This is a genomic window from Edaphosphingomonas laterariae (assembly GCF_900188165.1).
Taxonomy (GTDB): domain Bacteria; phylum Pseudomonadota; class Alphaproteobacteria; order Sphingomonadales; family Sphingomonadaceae; genus Sphingomonas_E; species Sphingomonas_E laterariae.
Map to the genome: position 1 here is coordinate 58,304 of NZ_FZOS01000004.1, position 18,033 is coordinate 76,336.

17 protein-coding genes are annotated in these 18,033 nt (G+C 66.9%); 15 read left to right on the plus strand and 2 right to left on the minus strand.

Annotated elements, in window-relative coordinates:
• Positions 1–20: 20 nt before the first annotated feature.
• Entirely contained in the window at positions 21–1,100 is a 1,080-nt protein-coding gene (locus tag CHB74_RS05340) for a helix-turn-helix domain-containing protein (RefSeq protein ID WP_089218596.1), read from the minus strand.
• A 187-nt stretch (positions 1,101–1,287) separates the two neighbouring features.
• On the opposite strand from CHB74_RS05340, the gene CHB74_RS05345 reads away from it, so the two are divergent.
• Genes CHB74_RS05345 through CHB74_RS05365 form a run of 5 tightly spaced genes read left to right on the plus strand, consistent with a single transcriptional unit; the run spans position 1,288 to position 6,777 of the window.
• Positions 1,288–2,541 carry a hypothetical protein gene (locus tag CHB74_RS05345; protein WP_144033729.1) on the plus strand — a complete coding sequence of 418 codons (1,254 nt, stop codon included), beginning with the start codon at positions 1,288–1,290 and terminating at the stop codon, positions 2,539–2,541.
• A 14-nt stretch (positions 2,542–2,555) separates the two neighbouring features.
• Positions 2,556–4,232, plus strand: coding sequence for a DUF1592 domain-containing protein (locus CHB74_RS05350; protein ID WP_179220730.1), 1,677 nt, complete (start codon positions 2,556–2,558; stop codon positions 4,230–4,232).
• Positions 4,232–5,590, plus strand: a complete 1,359-nt coding sequence (locus CHB74_RS05355; RefSeq protein WP_089218599.1) for a DUF1552 domain-containing protein — start codon at positions 4,232–4,234, stop codon at positions 5,588–5,590. The genes CHB74_RS05350 and CHB74_RS05355 overlap by 1 nt, the downstream gene beginning before the upstream one ends.
• A gap of 28 nt (positions 5,591–5,618) precedes the next feature.
• On the plus strand, positions 5,619–6,089 hold the full coding sequence (locus CHB74_RS05360; protein ID WP_089218600.1) for a c-type cytochrome: 471 nt from the start codon (positions 5,619–5,621) through the stop codon (positions 6,087–6,089).
• Positions 6,064–6,777, plus strand: coding sequence for a cytochrome b/b6 domain-containing protein (locus tag CHB74_RS05365; protein WP_179220731.1), 714 nt, complete (start codon positions 6,064–6,066; stop codon positions 6,775–6,777). Before CHB74_RS05360 ends, CHB74_RS05365 begins: the two co-directional genes overlap by 26 nt.
• A 15-nt stretch (positions 6,778–6,792) precedes the next feature.
• Here the strand turns inward: CHB74_RS05365 and CHB74_RS05370 are convergent, their stop codons facing one another.
• Positions 6,793–7,593, minus strand: coding sequence for a crotonase/enoyl-CoA hydratase family protein (locus CHB74_RS05370; RefSeq protein WP_089218724.1), 801 nt, complete (start codon positions 7,591–7,593; stop codon positions 6,793–6,795).
• A gap of 103 nt (positions 7,594–7,696) precedes the next feature.
• Between CHB74_RS05370 and CHB74_RS05375 the strand changes: the two genes are divergently transcribed.
• From CHB74_RS05375 to CHB74_RS05420, 10 genes are all read left to right on the plus strand, one after another.
• The gene (locus tag CHB74_RS05375; RefSeq protein WP_089218601.1) at positions 7,697–8,566 is read left to right on the plus strand and encodes a LysR family transcriptional regulator; all 870 of its coding nucleotides are present in this window, start codon (positions 7,697–7,699) and stop codon (positions 8,564–8,566) included.
• Positions 8,567–8,666: 100 nt separating this feature from the next.
• The gene (locus tag CHB74_RS05380) at positions 8,667–9,818 is read left to right on the plus strand and encodes an acyl-CoA dehydrogenase family protein (protein WP_089218602.1); all 1,152 of its coding nucleotides are present in this window, start codon (positions 8,667–8,669) and stop codon (positions 9,816–9,818) included.
• The gene (locus tag CHB74_RS05385; protein ID WP_089218603.1) at positions 9,818–10,807 is read left to right on the plus strand and encodes an acyl-CoA dehydrogenase family protein; all 990 of its coding nucleotides are present in this window, start codon (positions 9,818–9,820) and stop codon (positions 10,805–10,807) included. Before CHB74_RS05380 ends, CHB74_RS05385 begins: the two co-directional genes overlap by 1 nt.
• A complete protein-coding gene (locus CHB74_RS05390) occupies positions 10,807–11,775 on the plus strand; it encodes an NAD(P)H-dependent flavin oxidoreductase (protein ID WP_089218604.1) in 969 nt (322 codons plus the stop codon). The genes CHB74_RS05385 and CHB74_RS05390 overlap by 1 nt, the downstream gene beginning before the upstream one ends.
• Position 11,776: 1 nt before the next feature.
• Complete coding sequence (locus CHB74_RS05395) at positions 11,777–12,664, plus strand: crotonase/enoyl-CoA hydratase family protein (protein WP_089218605.1); 888 nt, start codon at positions 11,777–11,779, stop codon at positions 12,662–12,664.
• Positions 12,665–12,762: 98 nt separating this feature from the next.
• A complete protein-coding gene (locus tag CHB74_RS05400) occupies positions 12,763–13,833 on the plus strand; it encodes a hypothetical protein (protein WP_089218606.1) in 1,071 nt (356 codons plus the stop codon).
• Between the two features lie 139 nt (positions 13,834–13,972).
• Entirely contained in the window at positions 13,973–15,208 is a 1,236-nt protein-coding gene (locus tag CHB74_RS05405; RefSeq protein WP_089218607.1) for a CaiB/BaiF CoA transferase family protein, read from the plus strand.
• Complete coding sequence (locus CHB74_RS05410; RefSeq protein ID WP_089218608.1) at positions 15,208–16,644, plus strand: aldehyde dehydrogenase family protein; 1,437 nt, start codon at positions 15,208–15,210, stop codon at positions 16,642–16,644. Before CHB74_RS05405 ends, CHB74_RS05410 begins: the two co-directional genes overlap by 1 nt.
• 16 nt (positions 16,645–16,660) lie before the next feature.
• Positions 16,661–17,563 (plus strand): NAD(P)-dependent oxidoreductase, encoded by a 903-nt coding sequence (locus CHB74_RS05415; RefSeq protein WP_245842651.1) that lies wholly within the window; start codon positions 16,661–16,663, stop codon positions 17,561–17,563.
• A 25-nt stretch (positions 17,564–17,588) separates the two neighbouring features.
• Complete coding sequence (locus CHB74_RS05420) at positions 17,589–18,014, plus strand: nuclear transport factor 2 family protein (protein ID WP_089218610.1); 426 nt, start codon at positions 17,589–17,591, stop codon at positions 18,012–18,014.
• Positions 18,015–18,033 lie beyond the last annotated feature (19 nt).

An 18,033-nucleotide genomic window follows, 5' to 3' on the forward strand; every position in this document is an offset into this window, starting at 1 on the left:
CCGGGGCGGCCATCGCCCGCTCAGCCCGCCGGATCGGGATATTGTGAAACACTGGCCGACACGGCCAATTCGCGGCGATAGGCGGCGGGCGGCTTGCCGAACCATTCGCGGAAAGCGCCGCGAAAGGCATCGGCGTCGCAGAAATCGAGGCGGGCGGCGATGTCCTCGATGCTGAGCTGCGGCTGGCCCAGCAGTTCGAGGCCGAGTTCGCGCCGGCAACTGGCCTTGATGTTGCGATAGGACGCCCCCTGCCCGGCCAGATGCCGGCGCAACGTCGGCTCGCTGACCCCGAGATGCGCGCCGACATCGGCGAAGGATGGCAGCCGCCCGCGACTGCGCAGCGCGCGGATCGCGAAGCGACGGACACGTTCGGGCAAGGGCAGGCCCGCGCTTGTCCCATCGACATCGAACAGGAAGCTTTGCGGCCCGCGCCCGGCCAGTTCGTCGAGCGCGCGAAGGACGGGGAGATCGAGCCATGCGGCGGCGAAGCTGAACCCCGTCCATGCCGCGCCCGTGATGACCGGATAAGGCAGATCGCCGAGATCCAGCCGGCGATAGAGCCCATCATCATAAGCGATCTGGATCGAACGGAGCGGCAGCGGCCGGCCGATGAGCCAGCCGAGCAGCCCATGGATGCTGGCAACGCCGTTGAGATCGACCGCGCAGCCGACGAGCGACGGGCCGGAGCGCAGCGAATCGATCCGCACTTCGGCGATGGCGCCATTTTGCCGCAGTTCGATTTGCCCGCACCGACCATCCAGCGCCTGAAAGGCATCGCCGGCATGGAGCAGCGCATCGCGCAACGTGCGACCGGCGAGCAGGCAATATAGGAAAACCCGCCAGTCCCCCGGCCGGAGCGGTGCGCGGCCTTCGGCCATATTGGCATGACGCGCGAGCAGGCCGGCCAGCCGAGAACCGAGCCGGCCAAGTTGCGCGGTATCGAGCGCGGGCAGAACAAAACCTTCGACATCCGCCGCGTCGAGCCCGGAGGTTTCGACGACCTCCGCGACCGACAGGCCGAGCGACTGCACCATGGCCAGCATCTGCCGGGCAAAGCGCTGGCTGCTTGCGGGTGCATCGCCGTTCAAACCACCCTCCATCTTCCGCTCAATCCGCTCCCCCCGCCATCCGCCGCGATCCTTGGGAATACTGCCGCAATCTGGGCAGCATCACCGGGCCGCCTGATCGAAAAATGGGTGGTCCGCGATCTCTGAATCCCGCAATCGAACATCATAAGCAAGTAATCACTCATAAACACATCACGCGCGAGGGGAGCGCAAGGCGAGCATGAGGCGAACCATCGGCAGAGCAGCGTTGGCCCGGCCACTACAACTGGCCGCATTGCCGATCGCGGCGATCGCGCTGACCGGGGCGAGCGGCCCTACCGGGGGTGATCCGCACCAGCGCGCCTTCGTGCTGAGCAACATCTATTTCGCGGCCGCGCCCGAAGATGGCGTGTGCCAGCCCATCGCTGCGGGGGCCCTGGAATCCTTCCTCGCATCGCTGAGCGCGGACGAGCAAGCGGCCCTGTCCGCGCCGGGGAAGCGGGCCGAGCTGGAAAAGCTGATGGGTGAAAGGCTGGGCTTCCGGCGCATGGCGCTGCGTGCCGGCAATTCCGGCGGACGATCGGCATCGGCCAGGCTGCCGGCCGATCTGGCGCCCGGCGCCACGCCGACGCCCGAACAGGTGCGCGCCATCGCCAGGCTCAACGACTTTCCCAAGGGCCGCGGGGCGCTGGCCTTCCAGAACCACGTCATCGCATATGACAGCTGCACCAATCCCGAGGATTTTCCGCAGCTCGCCAAGGGCTATCGCACCTATGACGGCGCCACCGCCTTCGGCATGAACCTGGATGACAAGGCCGGCCGTGCGGGCTTTACCGGGCCGGACGGGGAAAGCGGCGTCGACAACCAGCTGTGGCGGGCAATTGGCTGCGTTGCGGCCTTCCGTGAATCCGGCAACCCGGCGACCGCCAAGGGCACGATGTTTTCCGCCCGCGCACCGACGCTGATCGCGATTTCGGGCATCGACGATCCGCGCAACGACAGCGACGTGACGGTGACGGTGATGGCCAGCGCCGACGCGATCACCAAGAATGCCGTCGGCGGCGCGCTGGCCCGCGCCACTTTCGATGCAGACCCCGACCCGGCACTGCGCGCCACGACGCGGGGGCGGATCGTGGACGGTGTTCTGACCACCGATCCGTTCGACATTCGCCTGAACTACAAGGAACAGATCCTCGACGCGCCACGCATTCTGAAAGGTGCGCGCATCCGCGCGACCTTGCAGGACGATGGCGGCATCGAAGGCGGCTTTTACGGCTATTACACGCTGGCCAGCTTCTACAGCTCGATCGAGCAGATGACGGTCAATGGCGCCAATCTGTCGCGCGTTTCCTGCCCCGGCGTGCGGCAGGCGATCGACAAGCTGGCCGATGGCTATCGCGATCCACGCACCGGCCGCTTCACCGCCATATCCTCCGCGCTCGGCTTTTTCGGGGTGGCGGCATTCGTCAACGACGGCGCGCAGGCTGCGCGATGAAAGGGACATTCACGATGAAGACCGGCCGTGGCATCGCCATCCTGCTGGCAGCCGCCGCAACCGTGCCGCTGGTTCTGGCGGGTGCCGACCGCCCGTCGATCGCGGCGGTGCCGGCGAGCCATGCGGACGAGGCATCGACCGTCCGGCGGATCACCGAACCGCAATATCGTCGCGCGATCACCGACATATTCGGGGCCGATATCAAGGTGGTCGGCCGCTTCGAGCCCGACCTGCGGGTCGACGGCCTGTTGGCGGTCGGCACCAGCGCGGTTTCGATCACCAGCGGCGGGCTGGAGCAATATGAGACGATCGCCCGCAACATCGCCGAACAGGTGGTGGCGCCCGATCATCGCGCCAGCCTGATCGGTTGCACGCCGGCTGCCGCCGATCCGGCGGGCTCCGCCTGCGCCGGGCAGGTCTTCGATCGGCTCGGCCTGCGCATGCTGCGCCGGCCGCTGGCGCCGGCGGAACGCGCCGCGCTGGTGGCAACGACGCTGGAAAGCGCGCGCGCGCTGGGCGATTTCCACGCCGGGCTGGCGGCGGCGTTGACCGGGCTTTTGACCAGCCCCGATTTCCTGTTCCGCATCGACCGGCCCGGCGCGCCGGAACAAGGCCGCCGCATGGTGGACGGGTGGAGCAAGGCGAGCCGGCTCAGTTTCTTCCTGTGGAATGCGCCGCCCGACGAAATGCTGCTGGCGGCAGCGGCGAAGGGCGAACTGGACCGGCCCGAGGCACGCGCGCGGCTGGTGGCGACGATGATCGCGTCGCCGCGCTTCGCCGATGGCGTGCGCGCTTTCTTCAGCGATTTCCTGCACCTGGATGACATTGACCTGCTGGCCAAGGATGCGCGCATCTACCCGGCCTTTTCGAGCGCCGTCGCCGCCGATGCGCGCGAACAGACGCTGCGCACGATCACCGACCTGCTGGTCGACCGGCAGGGCGATTATCGCGACCTGTTCACCACCCGGCGCATCGCCATGAACCGGACATTGGGCCCGCTATATGACGTGCCGGTCGCCGAGCGCGGCTGGACGTTCCACCAGTTTCCCGACGGCGATCCGCGTGCCGGTCTGTTCACCCAGATCAGTTTCCTGGCGCAGCATTCGCACCCGGGGCGGACATCGCCGACGCTGCGCGGCAAGGCCATCCAGGAAATCCTGCTGTGCGAAACGATCCCCGCGCCGCCCGCCAATGTGAATTTCGCGGTGGTGCAGGATGTGGACAACCCCACGCTGAAGACGACGCGGGCGCGGTTGCAGGCGCATCTCGACGACGAGGAATGCGCTAGCTGCCACAAGCTGACCGACCCGATGGGGCTGGCGCTGGAGAAGTTCGACGGCGCGGGCCAGTTCCGCACGACCGAACATGGCGAAGCGATCGACACGACCGGCAGCTTCGCCGACACCCATTTCGATGGCGCGGCGGCGCTCGGCCGGCTGTTCCAGCGCAACCCGCAGCCTATCGATTGCCTTGTCCAATCGACCTGGCGTTATGCGATGGGGCGCAGGCTGGCGGCGTTCGACAAGCCGGTCGTGGCGCGCCTGAACGCCGATTTCGCCGGTACGGGCTATCGCATGGTCGATCTGATCCGCGCGATCGCGCTCAGCCCCCAATTCTACGAATATGAACCTGCAAGCCCGCCTGCCCGCATGGCCGGCTGGCCGGCGCTTGCCACCAAGGGAGCGATGTGATGGCGCAGGATTTCAGCCGCCGCGGCTTCATGCTGAAGGGCATATTGGGCGGCGCATCGGTGACGCTGGGCCTGCCGATCCTGGATGCGATGCTGAACGAAAACGGCACCGCCTTCGCCGCGACGCTGGGTGGTGCGCCCCTGCCCGTCCGCTTCGGCACATGGTTCTGGGGGTGCGGGATGATCCCCGCGCGGTTCGAACCCAAAAGCGACGGCGCCAATTACGATCTGCCCCCGCAGCTCGCCCCGATCGAGCCGGTGCGCCAGCATGTAAGCGTGCTGACCGGCTTTGACGTGATGCTCGACGGAAAGGGCAATCTGCCGCACATTTCCGGCAATACGGCGGCGCGTACCGGCGCGCCGGCGGACACGTGGCAGGCGATCGAAGGGCCGACCTTCGACATGCTGATCGCCGACCAGATCGGTGGCGGATCCTATTTCCGATCGCTGGAACTGAGCGCCGACGGCAATCCGCGCACCAGCCATTCGTTCCGCAACGGCAGCAGCATGAACGCGACGATCCCGAGCGCGGCCGAGCTTTACCAGCGGATCTTCGGCCCCGATTTCCGCGACCCCAATGCCGCGAGCTTCACCCCCGATCCCAAATTCATCGTGCGCAGGAGCGTGCTTTCGGGCGTGTCGGAACAGCGCGCCGCGCTGCTCGCCCGCGTCGGCAGCGCGGACCGCGCGCGGCTCGACCAATATTTCACCTCGGTGCGCGAGATGGAGGGCAAGCTCGCTCTGCAATTGCAGAAGCCGCCGCCGGCCGAAGCCTGCGTGCGGCCCGATGCCCCGGCGCCGCTGCGCGCATCGGCGGACCTCACCGACTTTGAAACGCGCAAGGCCAATCACAAGCTGATGGCCGAATTGCTCGCCATGGCGCTGGCCTGCAACCAGACCCGCGCCTTCAACATGAACTTTTCCACGGCAGCGTCGGACCTGCGCACCGCCGGCGATACCACCGGCTATCACCAGACCACACATGAGGAACTGATTGACCGTTCGGTGGGCTATCAGCGGGTGGTGGACAGTTTCGCCGTTCGCAACATGGAGGCATGGGCGGAGTTCGTGGCGGCGATGGCGGCGATCCGCGAGGGCGACGGCAGCCTGCTCGATAATATGCTGATCGTCGCCCATTCCGACGTGTCCTACGCCAAGAACCACGATGTCGCCGGCATTCCGGTGATGCTGGCGGGCCGCGCCGGCGGCAAGGTGAAGCCCGGCCTTCATGTGCGCGGCGCGGGCGAACCGATCACCCGCGTCGGGCTGACCGCGCAGCAATTGATGGGCGTTCCGGTCGACAGCTGGGGCACGGACGCGATGCGCACGAACCGCCCGATCAACGAGATCATCGCCTGAGCCCCGACACCCCAAGGAAAGGTCTGGAATGCCCCCCAAACGGATCGCACATGCGCTTGCCTGGATGGCCGCCGCTGCCGTTTTTGCCACGCCCGTCACCGCAGCGGCGCCGACGATCGCGGCGGCGGTGAAGGCCCGCAAGGCCAATTACAAGGAGATCGGTGGCGCCTTCAAAACAATCAACGACGAGGTGAAGACGGGCAGCCCCGACATCGCCACGATCCGCCCGCTGGCGCGCGACATCGCCAACCGGGCGGCAGGCCAGATGAAATGGTTCCCCAAGGGCAGCGGCCCGGAATCGGGCGAAAAGACGCGCGCCAAGGCGACCATCTGGACCGACATGGCGGGTTTCAATCGCGCCCACACCGGCTTCGTCACGGCCGCGAACAACCTGAACACCGCGATCGCCAGCGGCAATGCCGGGCAGATCGCCCAGGCGCAGAAGGTGCTCGGCAACAGTTGCAAGACCTGCCATGACCGATATCGCGAAAGTGACTGATCCCGCCGCCGCCGCGCCGCCGCGGGAGCGCATCCGCGTGTGGGATCTGCCCGTGCGGCTGTTCCACTGGACGCTCGTCCCGCTGATCGCCGCGGCCTGGTGGACGGCCGAGGAACGGATGCTCGAATGGCACCGGCTGGCGGGCTATGCGATCCTGACGCTGCTCTTGTTCCGCATCGGCTGGGGCCTGTGGGGCAGCACGACCGCGCGTTTCCGCCATTTCGTGAAGGGGCCGGGCGCGGTGATCCGCCATGGCGCCGATCTGATCCACCGGCGGCCGCATTGCCATGTCGGCCATAACCCGATGGGCGGATTGAGCGTGGTGGCGATGATCGGCCTGCTGGTCGCGCAGGTAACGCTCGGCCTGTTCGCGGTCGATGTCGACGGGATGGAATCGGGGCCCTTATCCTATCTCGTCGATTTCGATACGGGGCGGATTGCGGCGGAAACGCATGATCTGGTGTTCAACCTGCTGCTCGGCCTGATCGGGCTGCATCTGGCCGCAATCCTGTTCCACCGCATCCACGGCCGACATGATCTGATCGGCCCGATGCTACACGGCCGCGCGCCCCGCCCCGACGGCGCTGGCGCGCAAGGCGAGATCGGCTTTGCGCCCAACTGGCTCGCCCTGCTGACGCTCGCGGTGGTGGCGGGGCTGGTCTGGCTGCTGGTCCGCCAGCCGGGCTAACCCCGCCTGTTGCGCTCAGCTATTGCCGAAGGACGGCGGCCGCTTTTCCAGGAAGGCGGCCACGGCCTCTTCATGATCCGCCGTATGGTGGGCGAGCGCCTGATAGGCCGCCGACAATTCGAGCAGCGGCGCGAGCTTCATATCCTGACCTTCGCGCAGCAGGCGCTTGGCAAGCCGCGTGGCATGGCCCGGATTGGCGGCAACGCGCGCGGCGATCGCCTTCGCCGTATCGAGCAGGCGATCGGCCGGCACGACTTCGCTCACCAGACCATATTCGAGCGCCTTGGCCGCGTCGATCACATCGCCGGTCAGCGTCATCAGCGAGGCACGCGCCATGCCGATCACGCGCGGCAGCAACCAAGCACCGCCATCGCCGGGGACGATGCCCAGCTTGACGAAGCTTTCCGCGAAGATCGCATTGTCGGCCGCAACGCGGATATCGCACATGCAGGCGAGATCGAGCCCCGCGCCGATCGCCGGGCCGTTGACGGCGGCGATCACCGGCACTTCAAGTTCATATAGCGCCATCGGTATGCGCTGGATGCCCGAGCGATATTTGTTGCGCAGATCGAAGGGCGAGCCCGCGAACATGCCCTTGCGATCGCGCATATGCTTTACATTGCCGCCCGCGCAGAAGGACGATCCCGCGCCCGTCAGCACCACCGCCTTCACGCTGGCGTCGGCGGCGACCGACGCGCAGAAATCCTCGATCTCCTCGATATGGCTCTGTTCGGAGATCGCGTTGCGTTCCTGGGGCCGGTTGAGCGTGGCGGTAACGACCGCGCCGTCGCGTTCGACCAGAAGGAAATTTTCCAAAATGCTGCACTCCATCTTGCGCGGGATGACGCGATCATGGCTAGGCGGATGGCGTCACGCCATCTAATATCAATTAAAAGAACGGCGATACATCGGAACTATCATGGATCTGCGCCAGCTGCTGTATTTCACCACGCTTGCCGATACGCTCAATTTCCATCGGGCGGCGGAGCGGCTGAACATATCGCAACCGCCGCTGACCGTCGCGATCCGCAAGCTGGAGGAGCAATTGGGCGCGCAATTGTTCGTGCGCGGGCCGCGCGGCGTGGCGCTGACGGCCGCCGGGCAGGCCGCGCTGGAACCCGCCCGCGCCGCGCTGGCCCGCGCGCAGGATGTGCGGGCCGCGGTGCGGCAGGGCCAGACGGGCGAGCGCGGCCAGCTGCGCATAGGTTTCGTCGGATCGGCCATCTATTCCATGCTGCCACGCCTGATCCCCGATTATCGCCACCGCTTTCCGCTGGTCGATCTGGTGCTGGAGGATTCGACGAGCGTCGACATCGCGCGCGGGCTGCGCGACGGGGAGCTTGACGTCGGCCTCGTCCGGCTGCCGCTGCTGGACGCCAAGGGGCTGACCATCAAGGTGGTCGAAACCGATGAGCTGATCGCCGCCGTGCCCGCGAAGAGCGCCTTTGCCGCATCGTCGCGCATGGCGCTGGCCAGCCTGGCCCGCGAGCCGTTCATCCTCCACACGCGGATCAGCGTGCTCAACATGGTCGCGCTGATGGCCTGCCATGAAGCGGGCTTCACCCCCAATGTGGCGCAGGAAGCGACGCAGGTGCACACCATCCTGAGCCTTGTGCAGAGCGGGCTGGGCGTGGCGCTGGTGCCCGCCCGCGCGACGCGGCAGGTGCCCGATGGCGTGCGATTGGTGCGGCTCGAAAATCCGCCACGGATTGAGGCGGGCATCGCCATCCCCGATCAGGCCAGCCCCGCGGCGATCAACTTCCTGACGATGGCGACATCCGATAGCTGATCGCTATCACTTTGGCACCGGATAATATTGGACTTGAATGAGGGGCGCGCAAAAACAGGGGCGCAGCCGGATGGCCATCACAACAGCCAAGTGAGCCCCCTTGTTCGAAAGCCTGTCCCCTACCCAGCTTCCCGCCGCCGATGAGGCGTTGCGCGAACCTGTCCGCACCCTGATCGCCGAGGCCGTGGCGCACCTGCCGCTGGATCGGCGCGCCCGTTCCTGGCAGGGCTTCGACGCCGCGCTGAGCCGCAAACTCGGACAGGCCGGCTTTCTGGGCCTGACCTTGCCCAAGCGTTATGGCGGTGCCGAACGTGGGCCGTTCGCCCGCTTCGTGATCGTCGAGGAACTGCTGGCGGCCGGCGCCCCGGTGGCGGCCCACTGGATCGCCGACCGGCAAAGCGCGCCCCTGATCCTGAATTACGGCAATGAGGACCAGCGCCAATTCTATCTGCCGCGCATCTGCCGGGGCGAAGCCTTTTTCTGCATCGGGATGAGCGAGCCGGGTTCCGGCTCCGATCTGGCCAGCGTGCGCACCCGCGCCGAACGGACCGACCATGGCTGGCGGCTCAACGGCCAGAAGATCTGGACCACCAACGCGCCGCACAGCGATTATATGATCGCATTGGTGCGGACATCGGGCACGGCGGAGGACCGGCAATCGGGCCTGTCGCAACTGATCGTCGACCTGAAGGCGCCGGGCATCACCATCCGCCCGATCGTGGACCTGACCGGGGACGCGCACTTCGCCGAGGTGTTCTTCGACAATGTCGAACTCGGCGAGGATGCGCTGATCGGCACCGAGGGCCAGGGCTGGAAACAGGTGACGGCGGAGCTGGCGTTCGAGCGATCCGGCCCGGAACGCATCTATTCGAGCATGGTGCTGATCGACGCGTGGATCGCGCATGTTGCGGCGATGGGCCGGCTGGACGGCGCCACCGCCGCGCTGGCCGGGCGGATGACCGCCGAAATCGCGACGCTGCGGGCCATGTCACTCGCCGTTACGGGATTGCTGGCGGCGGGGCAGAGCCCGGTGGTGGAAGCATCGCTGGTCAAGGATCTTGGCACCACGTTCGAACAGGCGGTGCCCGCGTGGATCGGTGACGATCTGGCCGCGCATCCCGACGAGCCTGTGTCGCCGGACCTCCATCGCACCATCGCCTATCTTGGCCAGATCGCGCCCAGCTTTTCGCTGCGCGGCGGCACGCGTGAGATCCTGCGGGGGATCATCGCGCGCGGACTGGGGCTTCGCTGATGACACGGGAAGAACTTGCAGACCCCTTTCACCGCCTGCTGGAAGGCGCATGCCCGCCGGCCGTGGTGCGCGCGATCGAAAGCGGTGGAGACTGGGGCGATCTTTGGGCCGAGATTGAGGCATCGGGCTATCTGGATGCGCTGGTGCCGGAAGCCTCGGGTGGCGCCGGGCTGACGCTGGCCGAGATTGCGCCCTTGCTGATGGCGCTGGGCCGGCACGCGGTGCCCCTGCCCGTGGCCGACACGATGATCGCCCGCGCGCTGATCGCCCGCACCGGCGGCGAACGCCCCGACGGGCCGATCGTCCTTGTCGCCGGCGCGGCTTCGGCGCCCGTGGCCTTTGCCGCTGTCGCGGTTCATGCGCTGATCGAGCAAGGCGGCGTGCTGCGGCTGATCCGCCTGAATGATTGCGCGCGTGCGCCGTCGGGCGATCCGGGCTCGCTGGCGGAGCTCGTCGGCTGGCCGGAGGCGCCGGGCGCCACCGGATGGCCCGCAAGCGGTGTCGATCTTGCCGCGCTCATCGCCATTGCGCGGGCGGCGGCGATGGCGGGCGCCGGCGACCGACTGCTCGAAATGACCGTCGCTTATGCCAATGAACGTATCCAGTTCGGCAAGCCGATCGGCAAGCAGCAGGCGCTGCAACAGCAGCTTGCGGTGATGGCCGAACAGGTGGTGGCAATGCGCATGGCCGCCGAAATCGGCTGCGCGGCCGGGCTGGAAGGCAATGCCGCGGGCGCCGCCGTCGCCAAGCGGATCGCAAGCGCGGCCGCCGTGATCGTGGCCGATACCGCCCATGCCGTGCACGGCGCGATCGGCATCAGCGAAGAATATGATCTGCAACTTTACACGCGCCGGCTGCGCCAGTGGCGGCTGGCCGGTGGCGGCGAAACCTATTGGGCGCAACGGCTGGGCCGCCTGCGCCTCGCCGCCGCCAGCCTGACCAGCGTGGATTTCGTTCGCACGCACATCACAGCCACGGGAACAGCCTGATGCATACGCCGATCACCGAGCTTCTCGGCATCCAATATCCGATCGTCCAGGGCGGCATGATGTGGGTTGGCCGCGCGGAACTGGCGGCTGCGGTATCCAATGCCGGCGGGCTCGGCATCCTGACCGCGCTCACCCAGCCGACCCCCACCGCGCTGGCCGACGAGATCGCGCGCTGCCGGACGATGACCGACAAGCCGTTCGGCGTGAACCTGACCTTCCTGCCGAGCAGCAACCCGCCGCCTTATGCCGATTATGTGACCGCGATCATCGATTCCGGCGTGAAGATCGTCGAGACGGCGGGCAACAACCCCAAGGAGTTCATCGCCCGCTTCAAGGAGGCGGGCGTGACGATCGTCCACAAATGCACGTCGGTGCGCCACGCCCTGTCGGCCGAGCGCAACGGTGTCGACGCCGTCAGCATCGACGGGTTCGAAGCCGCCGGCCATCCGGGCGAGGATGATGTTCCCGGCCTGGTGCTGATCCCGGCCGCCGCGCGGGCGCTTCGCATCCCGATCCTCGCTTCGGGCGGCCTTGCCGACGGGCGCGGGATGGCCGCCGCTTTGAGCCTGGGCGCGCACGGCATCAACATGGGCACGCGGTTCATGCTGACGCGCGAGGCGCCGATCCACGATCGCATCAAGGAGGCGATCGTCGCGGGCAGCGAGCGCGACACCAAGGTGATCTTCAAGCCGTTCCGCAACACCGCGCGCGTGTTCCGCAACGCGATTTCGGAGGAGATCGCGACCAGCGAACGCGTGCCCGGCGCCACCTTCGCCGATATCCAGCCGCTTGCCGCCGGCGCGCGCGGCCGCGCGGCGCTGGAAAGCGGCGACGTGGATGGCGGCATGTTGTGGGCGGGCATGGCGATCGGGCTGATGGATGACCTGCCGACCTGCGCCGAACTGATCGAACGCATCGTCGCCGAATGCCGCGCCACGCTGGGCGCCGCCGCGCGCATGGCGGCCTGACATGGCGGATGTGCGCTACAACACGCTCGGCTACGAGATCGACGACGGGCTGCTGCAACTGCGCCTATCGCGCCCGGCGCAGCTGAACGCCTTTACCGTCGAGATGGCCGACGAACTGGTCGACGCCTATCGCCGGGCCAGCGCCGACGATGCGATCAAGGCGATCGTGCTAAGCGGCAGCGGCCGCGCCTTCTGCGCCGGGATGGACCTTTCGGTCGGCGGCAATGTGTTCGGGCTGGACGAGGCGCTGGCGCCGGACATGGCCGACATGCGCGAACGGCTGGACGATCCCGCGATCGCGCGCGGCGTGCGCGATACCGGCGGGCGCGTGGCGCTGGCGATGTTCGAATGCCTGAAGCCGATCGTCGGCGCGATCAACGGCGCCGCCGTGGGCATCGGCGCCACGATGACGCTGCCCATGGATTTCCGGCTGGCATCGGCCGACGCGCGCATCGGCTTCGTCTTCGGGCGGCTGGGCATCACGCCGGAAGCCTGTTCGACATGGTTCCTGCCGCGCATCGTCGGCCTCGAGAAGGCGCTGGAATGGCTGTATAGCGCGCGCATCCTGACCGCCGAGGAAGCGATGGCCGGCGGGCTGGTGCGTTCGGTGCATCCCGCCGACGAACTGGTGGAGGCCGCCAGTGCCTTTGCCCGGACGCTGATTTCGGATCGTTCGCCGATCAGCGTCGCGCTGATCCGCCAGATGCTCTACCACAATATCGGCGCCGGCCATCCGATGGAGGCGCACCGCGTGGAATCCCTTGCGATGTTCTACACCAGCATCGGCGACGGACGCGAAGGCGTGGCCGCGTTCCTGGAAAAGCGCAAACCCCGATTTGCCGGCGCGGCTTCGGCAATGCCGCCATTCTACCCGTGGACCGACGGTTGATCGCATAATCGGCCGCGCGGGCGCGGATGCGCTTGCGGGCAGCGGCGCTTATGGTAAGTATTCACTCACTCATAAATCAGATCGAGAGGAAACCGGAAATGCCCACCGATCTTGCGTCCGTTATCCGCCCCGTATCCGAACCGCGCGTCGTCGACGGCGCCTATAGCGACGACCAACATGCCCGCATGATCGACGTCGTGCGCCGCGAAGGCCCGTGGCAGCTGATCCTGGCGCAGCATTTCGCATCGGCCGAAGAAGTGATCGCCACCATGTCCGGCGCGATGCCCGAGGGCGTGACGCCGACCTTCGACATGTTCCTGACGCCGACTTTCCGTGGCTATTTCGCCAAATATGGCACTTGCCTCTACCCCGAGCTGGAGGATTGCTTCCACAATTCGGATTTCCTGGCGCGGGCGCGTTCCTACTGGAATGCCGATTATGCGCGGCCGGATAATATGCTGTTCAACATCCAGGGCCCGGCGCACAGCTATGATCCGGCGCATCTGGACGCCACCCAGTTTCGCGGCATCGACCAGAAGAACACGCCGATCTGGCTGATGAACACGATGACCAAATCGGGCCTGTTCCAGCACTGGCTGATGAAGAAGGCGCAGGTGATCGCCTGGTTCTACAAGGGCACGATCGGCGGCGGCTTTACCTATTGGCCGCAGGGGCCGCTGGCCGAACCCAAGCGCCTAGCCGCGCCGATGTGGAACCGCGCCGTCGTCGTCCAGAACGAGATGATGTACCACCGGGGCGAGGCCAACGGCCCGATCGACCAGCGGCTGCCCAAGGGGCTGGCCTTCGAATCGCTCTTCGAAGCCGATCCGGCGGTGGCCGATGGCTGGCAGATCACGACCGCCGGCGATGTGATCCAGAAGATCCCGGCGAGCGAGATGCGCTTCCTGGTCCACTGGGGCGCCGAGGTCTATTCCGACTTCGACGAACTGAAGATGGTGATGGAACATAGCGACGACCTGACCCACGATCAGGTGTTCGACATGTTCATCGCCGACATGCGCGCGCGCGGCCACAGCTTTGAAGTGCCGACCGATCCGCTGCGCGACCGGGATTTCATCAAGCTGCTGACCGGGATCTACGATCTCGGCACGCCGCGCATCTATCCCGCCGAAGCCCCTGGGCCCCATCAGGAACAACTCGCCGCCTGATCCCGGGCGCGATGGTGGCGGGCCTGCACATGGCCCGCCGCCCTTCCCTTCCCATCAAACGGAGAACTGACTTGCGCCTTTCGTGCCCGTCCCGGTCGCGCCTGCACCAGCCATCAGAACGCTCGCAGGGGTTTCGGCAATGACGGACACGGCGTCCGGCCCGCTGGCCGGCATCAAGGTGCTTGATCTTTCGCGCGTGCTGGCGGGCCCCTGGTCCAGCCAGATCCTGGGCGATCTGGGCGCGGAAGTGATCAAGGTGGAACAGCCCGGCCAGGGCGACGACACGCGGCGCTGGGGCCCACCCTTCCTGGAGGACGGATCGCGCGATTCCGCTTATTACCTCTGCGCCAACCGCAACAAGCGGTCGATCGCGGTGGACCTCGCCAACCCCGAGGGGGCCGAGCTGATCCGCCAGCTGGCCGCCCAGTCGGACATCGTGGTCGAAAATTTCCGCGTCGGCGGGCTGGCCAAATACGGCCTCGATTACGCGTCGCTGAGCGCGACCAACCCCGGCCTGATCTATTGTTCGATCACCGGCTTCGGCCAGGACGGGCCCTATCGCGATCGGGGCGGCTACGACTTCCTGATCCAGGGAATGAGCGGCCTGATGAGCGTGACCGGCCGCGCCGATGGCGAACCCGGCGGCGGCCCAATGAAGGTGGGCATCCCGATCAGCGATCTCGTGACCGGGCTCTATGCCGCGATCTCGATGCTCGCCGCGCTTGAGAACCGCCACCGCACCGGGCTGGGCCAGCATATCGACTGCGCGCTGCTCGACACGCAGGTTTCGCTGCTTGCCAATCAGGCATCCAACTATCTCAACGGCGGGCTGATGCCCCGCCGGCTGGGCAACGAGCATCCCAACACCGTGCCCTATCAGGATTTCGCCTGCGCCGACGGCGACGTGCTGGTGGCGCTGGGCAATGACCGGCAGTTCCGCGCCTTCACCGCGCTGATCGGCCTGCCCGACCTGCCGGACGATCCCCGCTTCGTGGACAATGCCGGCCGCAACCGGCACCGCAAGGAATTGCAGGACGCCATGCGCCCCGCGATCGCGCGCTGGCAATCGGCCGACCTGATCGCCGCGATGGAAGCCGCCAAGCTGCCGGGCGGCAAGGTGAACGAAATCCCCGAAATCCTGGCCGATCCGCAGATCGCCGCACGCGGCCTGATCCACCGCCTGTCGCGATCCGACGGCACCGAGGTGAGCGTGCTCGGCTACCCCGCCAAGCTGTCGCGCACGCCGGTCGATTATCGCCGCGCGCCGCCCCGTTCGGGCGAGGACACGGCCGAGGTGCTCGCCGAACGGCTGGGGCTGACCGAAGAACAGATTGCCCGGCTGAAGACCGACGGCATCGTAGCGGAGACTTTGTGATGCGTGGCCGACATTATATCGCCGGTAGCTGGCGGGCCGATGGGGCGCTGATCCCGACGATCAACCCGTCCGACCTGGACGAGACGGTAGGCGAATATCCGCAGGCGAGCCTGGCCGATGCCGAGGAGGCGCTGGTTGCCGCGCGCAAGGCGCTGCCGGGCTGGGCGCGAAGCAACATCCAGCAGCGCGCCGATATGCTGCGCAAGGTGGGCGACATGCTGCTCGCCCGATCGACCGAGGTCGGCACGCTGCTGGCGCGCGAGGAAGGCAAGACGCTGGCCGAGGGCGTGGGCGAGACGATCCGTGCCGCACAGGTGTTCCATTATTTCGCCGGCGAGACGCTGCGCCATCCCGGCCAGTGGCATGAATCGCTGCGCGCCGGCCACAATGTGATCGTAAGCTATGAGCCGGTGGGCGTCGTCGTCGCGATCACGCCGTGGAACTTCCCGATCGCCATTCCGGCATGGAAGGTCGCCGCCGCGCTCGCTTACGGCAATGTGATCATCCTGAAGCCGTCCGAATATACGCCGGGCTGCGCGATCCTGCTGGCCGAGATGCTGGCCGAGGCGGGCGTGCCGGCGGGCGTGTTCAACCTGTTGCTGGGCGACGGCCGCGCCATCGGCCAGACGCTTGTCGACGGGGCCGATGCGGTGACCTTCACCGGCGCCACGCCCACCGGCCGCCGCATCCTGCAGATGGCCGCGCCGACGATGACCAAGGTGCAGCTGGAACTGGGCGGCAAGAATCCGTTCATCGTGCTGGACGACGCCGATCTCGACGTTGCAGTGGAAGCCGCAGCGCAGGGCACCTGGGGGCAGACCGGCCAGCGTTGCACGGGATCCGAACGGATCATCGTCACCAAGGGCATTTACGACGCCTTCGTCGACAGGCTGGTGAAGACGGTTTCGGGCTATCGCGTCGGCCATGCGCTGGATGCCGCGACGCAGATCGGCCCCGTCGCCAATGCCGCGCAGTTGGACAAGAATATGGGCTTCATCCAGCGCGCGAAGGCGGACGGCGCGGAACTCGCCACGGGCGGCCATCTGGTCGAGGCGCGGACGCGCGGGCATTTCCTGGCGCCCACGCTGTTCCTGAACACCGACAATGCGATGGAACTGAACCGCGAAGAGGTGTTCGGCCCCGTCGCCGGCGTCATCAAGGTCGAGGATTTCGACGAAGCGATCGCGGTCGCGCGCGATTGCGAACTCGCGCTTTCATCCGGCATCGCCACGACCAGCCTGAAGCATGCGGAGCGGTATCGCCGCGAATCCACGGCCGGGCTGGTGACGGTGAACACGCCGACCGCCGGGGTGGAATATCATGTGCCGTTTGGCGGCCGGGCGCCATCGGGCTTCGGCGGCCGCGAACAGGGCACGGCAAGCGCCGAATTCTACACCGAAATCAAGACCGCATACATCAATCACGGCGTCGACTGACGCGAGGGAGAGAGCATTGGCCATCAAGATAGGGTTTATCGGATTGGGTGCGATGGGGCTGCCCATGTCGTCCAATCTGCAACGCAAGGGTTTCGACCTCAACGTATTCGACCTCGATGCCGGGCGGATGGACCAGCTGGCGGCGCTGGGCGCGCGCAAGGCCGCTTCGATCGCCGATGCCGCGCGCGGCGCCGACGTGGTGGTGACGATGCTGCCCGCCACCCCGCATGTCGAAGCGGTGGTGCTGGGCGCGGACGGCGTGCTCGCCAATATCGATGCCGGCGCGGTGCTGATGGATATGTCGACCATCGACGCCAACGGCACCGATCGCGTGGCGCGCGCCTGCGCGGAACGCGGCATCGCCTTCACCGACTGCCCGGTCGGCCGGCTGGTGCTGCACGCCGAACGCGGCGAATCCCTGTTCATGGTCGGCGCAGACGACCCGACGTTCGATCGGGTGAAGCCGCTGCTCGACGCGATGGGCACCGCCATCCATCGCTGCGGCGCGCCTGGCATGGGATCGCGCATGAAGGTGATCAACAATTTCCTGCTGTTGACGGTGGCGGAGGTGTGTGCCGAGGCGATCGCGCTGGGCACCAAGCTCGGCCTCGACATCGAAACGATGCGCGACGTGACCGGCGCCACCACCGCGCAGAACGGCCAGTTGCATACGCTGATGGTGAACAAGGTGCTGAAGGGCGATGTCACCCCTGGCTTCACCATCGACCTGGCCTTCAAGGACATGTCGCTGGCGATGACGGCGGCGGCCGAGCAACGGATCGGCCTGCCTGTCGGCGCTGCCGCCCACGCCGTGTTCGGCGGCGCGCGCGCCACCGATTTCGCCACGAAGGATTATTCCGCCCTGCTCGATTTCGCGTGCGAACGGGCCGGCATCGCCCCGCCGCGCCTGAAGGCGTGAGCGGCAGGACCAGAGAGGAGAAGCCATGGGAAACCTGACCGCCGACGACAAGATCGCGATCGCGGAGCTTATCGCCCGCTTCGCCCATTGTTCGGACTATGCCGACTGGGCCGCGCTCGAAAAGCTCTACGTGCCGGAAATCGAAACCGAACTGGATGGGCTGGCGATCAGCTATCAGGGCATCCCCGCCCAGATCGCGCATGCCCAGGAATCCGCCGCGCAGACCGCCGGCAAGAACCGCCACTATAATTTCAACCTCTACATCGAAGAGCGCGCAGGCGCGGTCGTCGCCCAATATTGCTTCCTCAACGTCAATGCCGGCGCCAAGGCGCTGACCGCGCAGATGGTGACCAGCGGCCGGATGAGCGACACGGTGGTCAAGACTGCCGACGGCTGGAAGATCGCCCGCCGGTTCGTTCGGTTCGACCAGAGCTTCGAACTCGATTTCTGACACTTGCCGCCCGCGCCAC

Bases quoted from the DNA above. Each gene is read 5' to 3' on its own strand.
- CHB74_RS05340 (WP_089218596.1), bottom strand. From the start codon at position 1,100: ATGGAGGGTGGTTTGAACGGCGATGCACCCGCAAGCAGCCAGCGCTTT.
- CHB74_RS05345 (WP_144033729.1), top strand. From the start codon at position 1,288: ATGAGGCGAACCATCGGCAGAGCAGCGTTGGCCCGGCCACTACAACTG.
- CHB74_RS05350 (WP_179220730.1), top strand. From the start codon at position 2,556: ATGAAGACCGGCCGTGGCATCGCCATCCTGCTGGCAGCCGCCGCAACC.
- CHB74_RS05355 (WP_089218599.1), top strand. From the start codon at position 4,232: ATGGCGCAGGATTTCAGCCGCCGCGGCTTCATGCTGAAGGGCATATTG.
- CHB74_RS05360 (WP_089218600.1), top strand. From the start codon at position 5,619: ATGCCCCCCAAACGGATCGCACATGCGCTTGCCTGGATGGCCGCCGCT.
- CHB74_RS05365 (WP_179220731.1), top strand. From the start codon at position 6,064: ATGACCGATATCGCGAAAGTGACTGATCCCGCCGCCGCCGCGCCGCCG.
- CHB74_RS05375 (WP_089218601.1), top strand. From the start codon at position 7,697: ATGGATCTGCGCCAGCTGCTGTATTTCACCACGCTTGCCGATACGCTC.
- CHB74_RS05385 (WP_089218603.1), top strand. From the start codon at position 9,818: ATGACACGGGAAGAACTTGCAGACCCCTTTCACCGCCTGCTGGAAGGC.
- CHB74_RS05390 (WP_089218604.1), top strand. From the start codon at position 10,807: ATGCATACGCCGATCACCGAGCTTCTCGGCATCCAATATCCGATCGTC.
- CHB74_RS05395 (WP_089218605.1), top strand. From the start codon at position 11,777: ATGGCGGATGTGCGCTACAACACGCTCGGCTACGAGATCGACGACGGG.
- CHB74_RS05400 (WP_089218606.1), top strand. From the start codon at position 12,763: ATGCCCACCGATCTTGCGTCCGTTATCCGCCCCGTATCCGAACCGCGC.
- CHB74_RS05405 (WP_089218607.1), top strand. From the start codon at position 13,973: ATGACGGACACGGCGTCCGGCCCGCTGGCCGGCATCAAGGTGCTTGAT.
- CHB74_RS05410 (WP_089218608.1), top strand. From the start codon at position 15,208: ATGCGTGGCCGACATTATATCGCCGGTAGCTGGCGGGCCGATGGGGCG.
- CHB74_RS05420 (WP_089218610.1), top strand. From the start codon at position 17,589: ATGGGAAACCTGACCGCCGACGACAAGATCGCGATCGCGGAGCTTATC.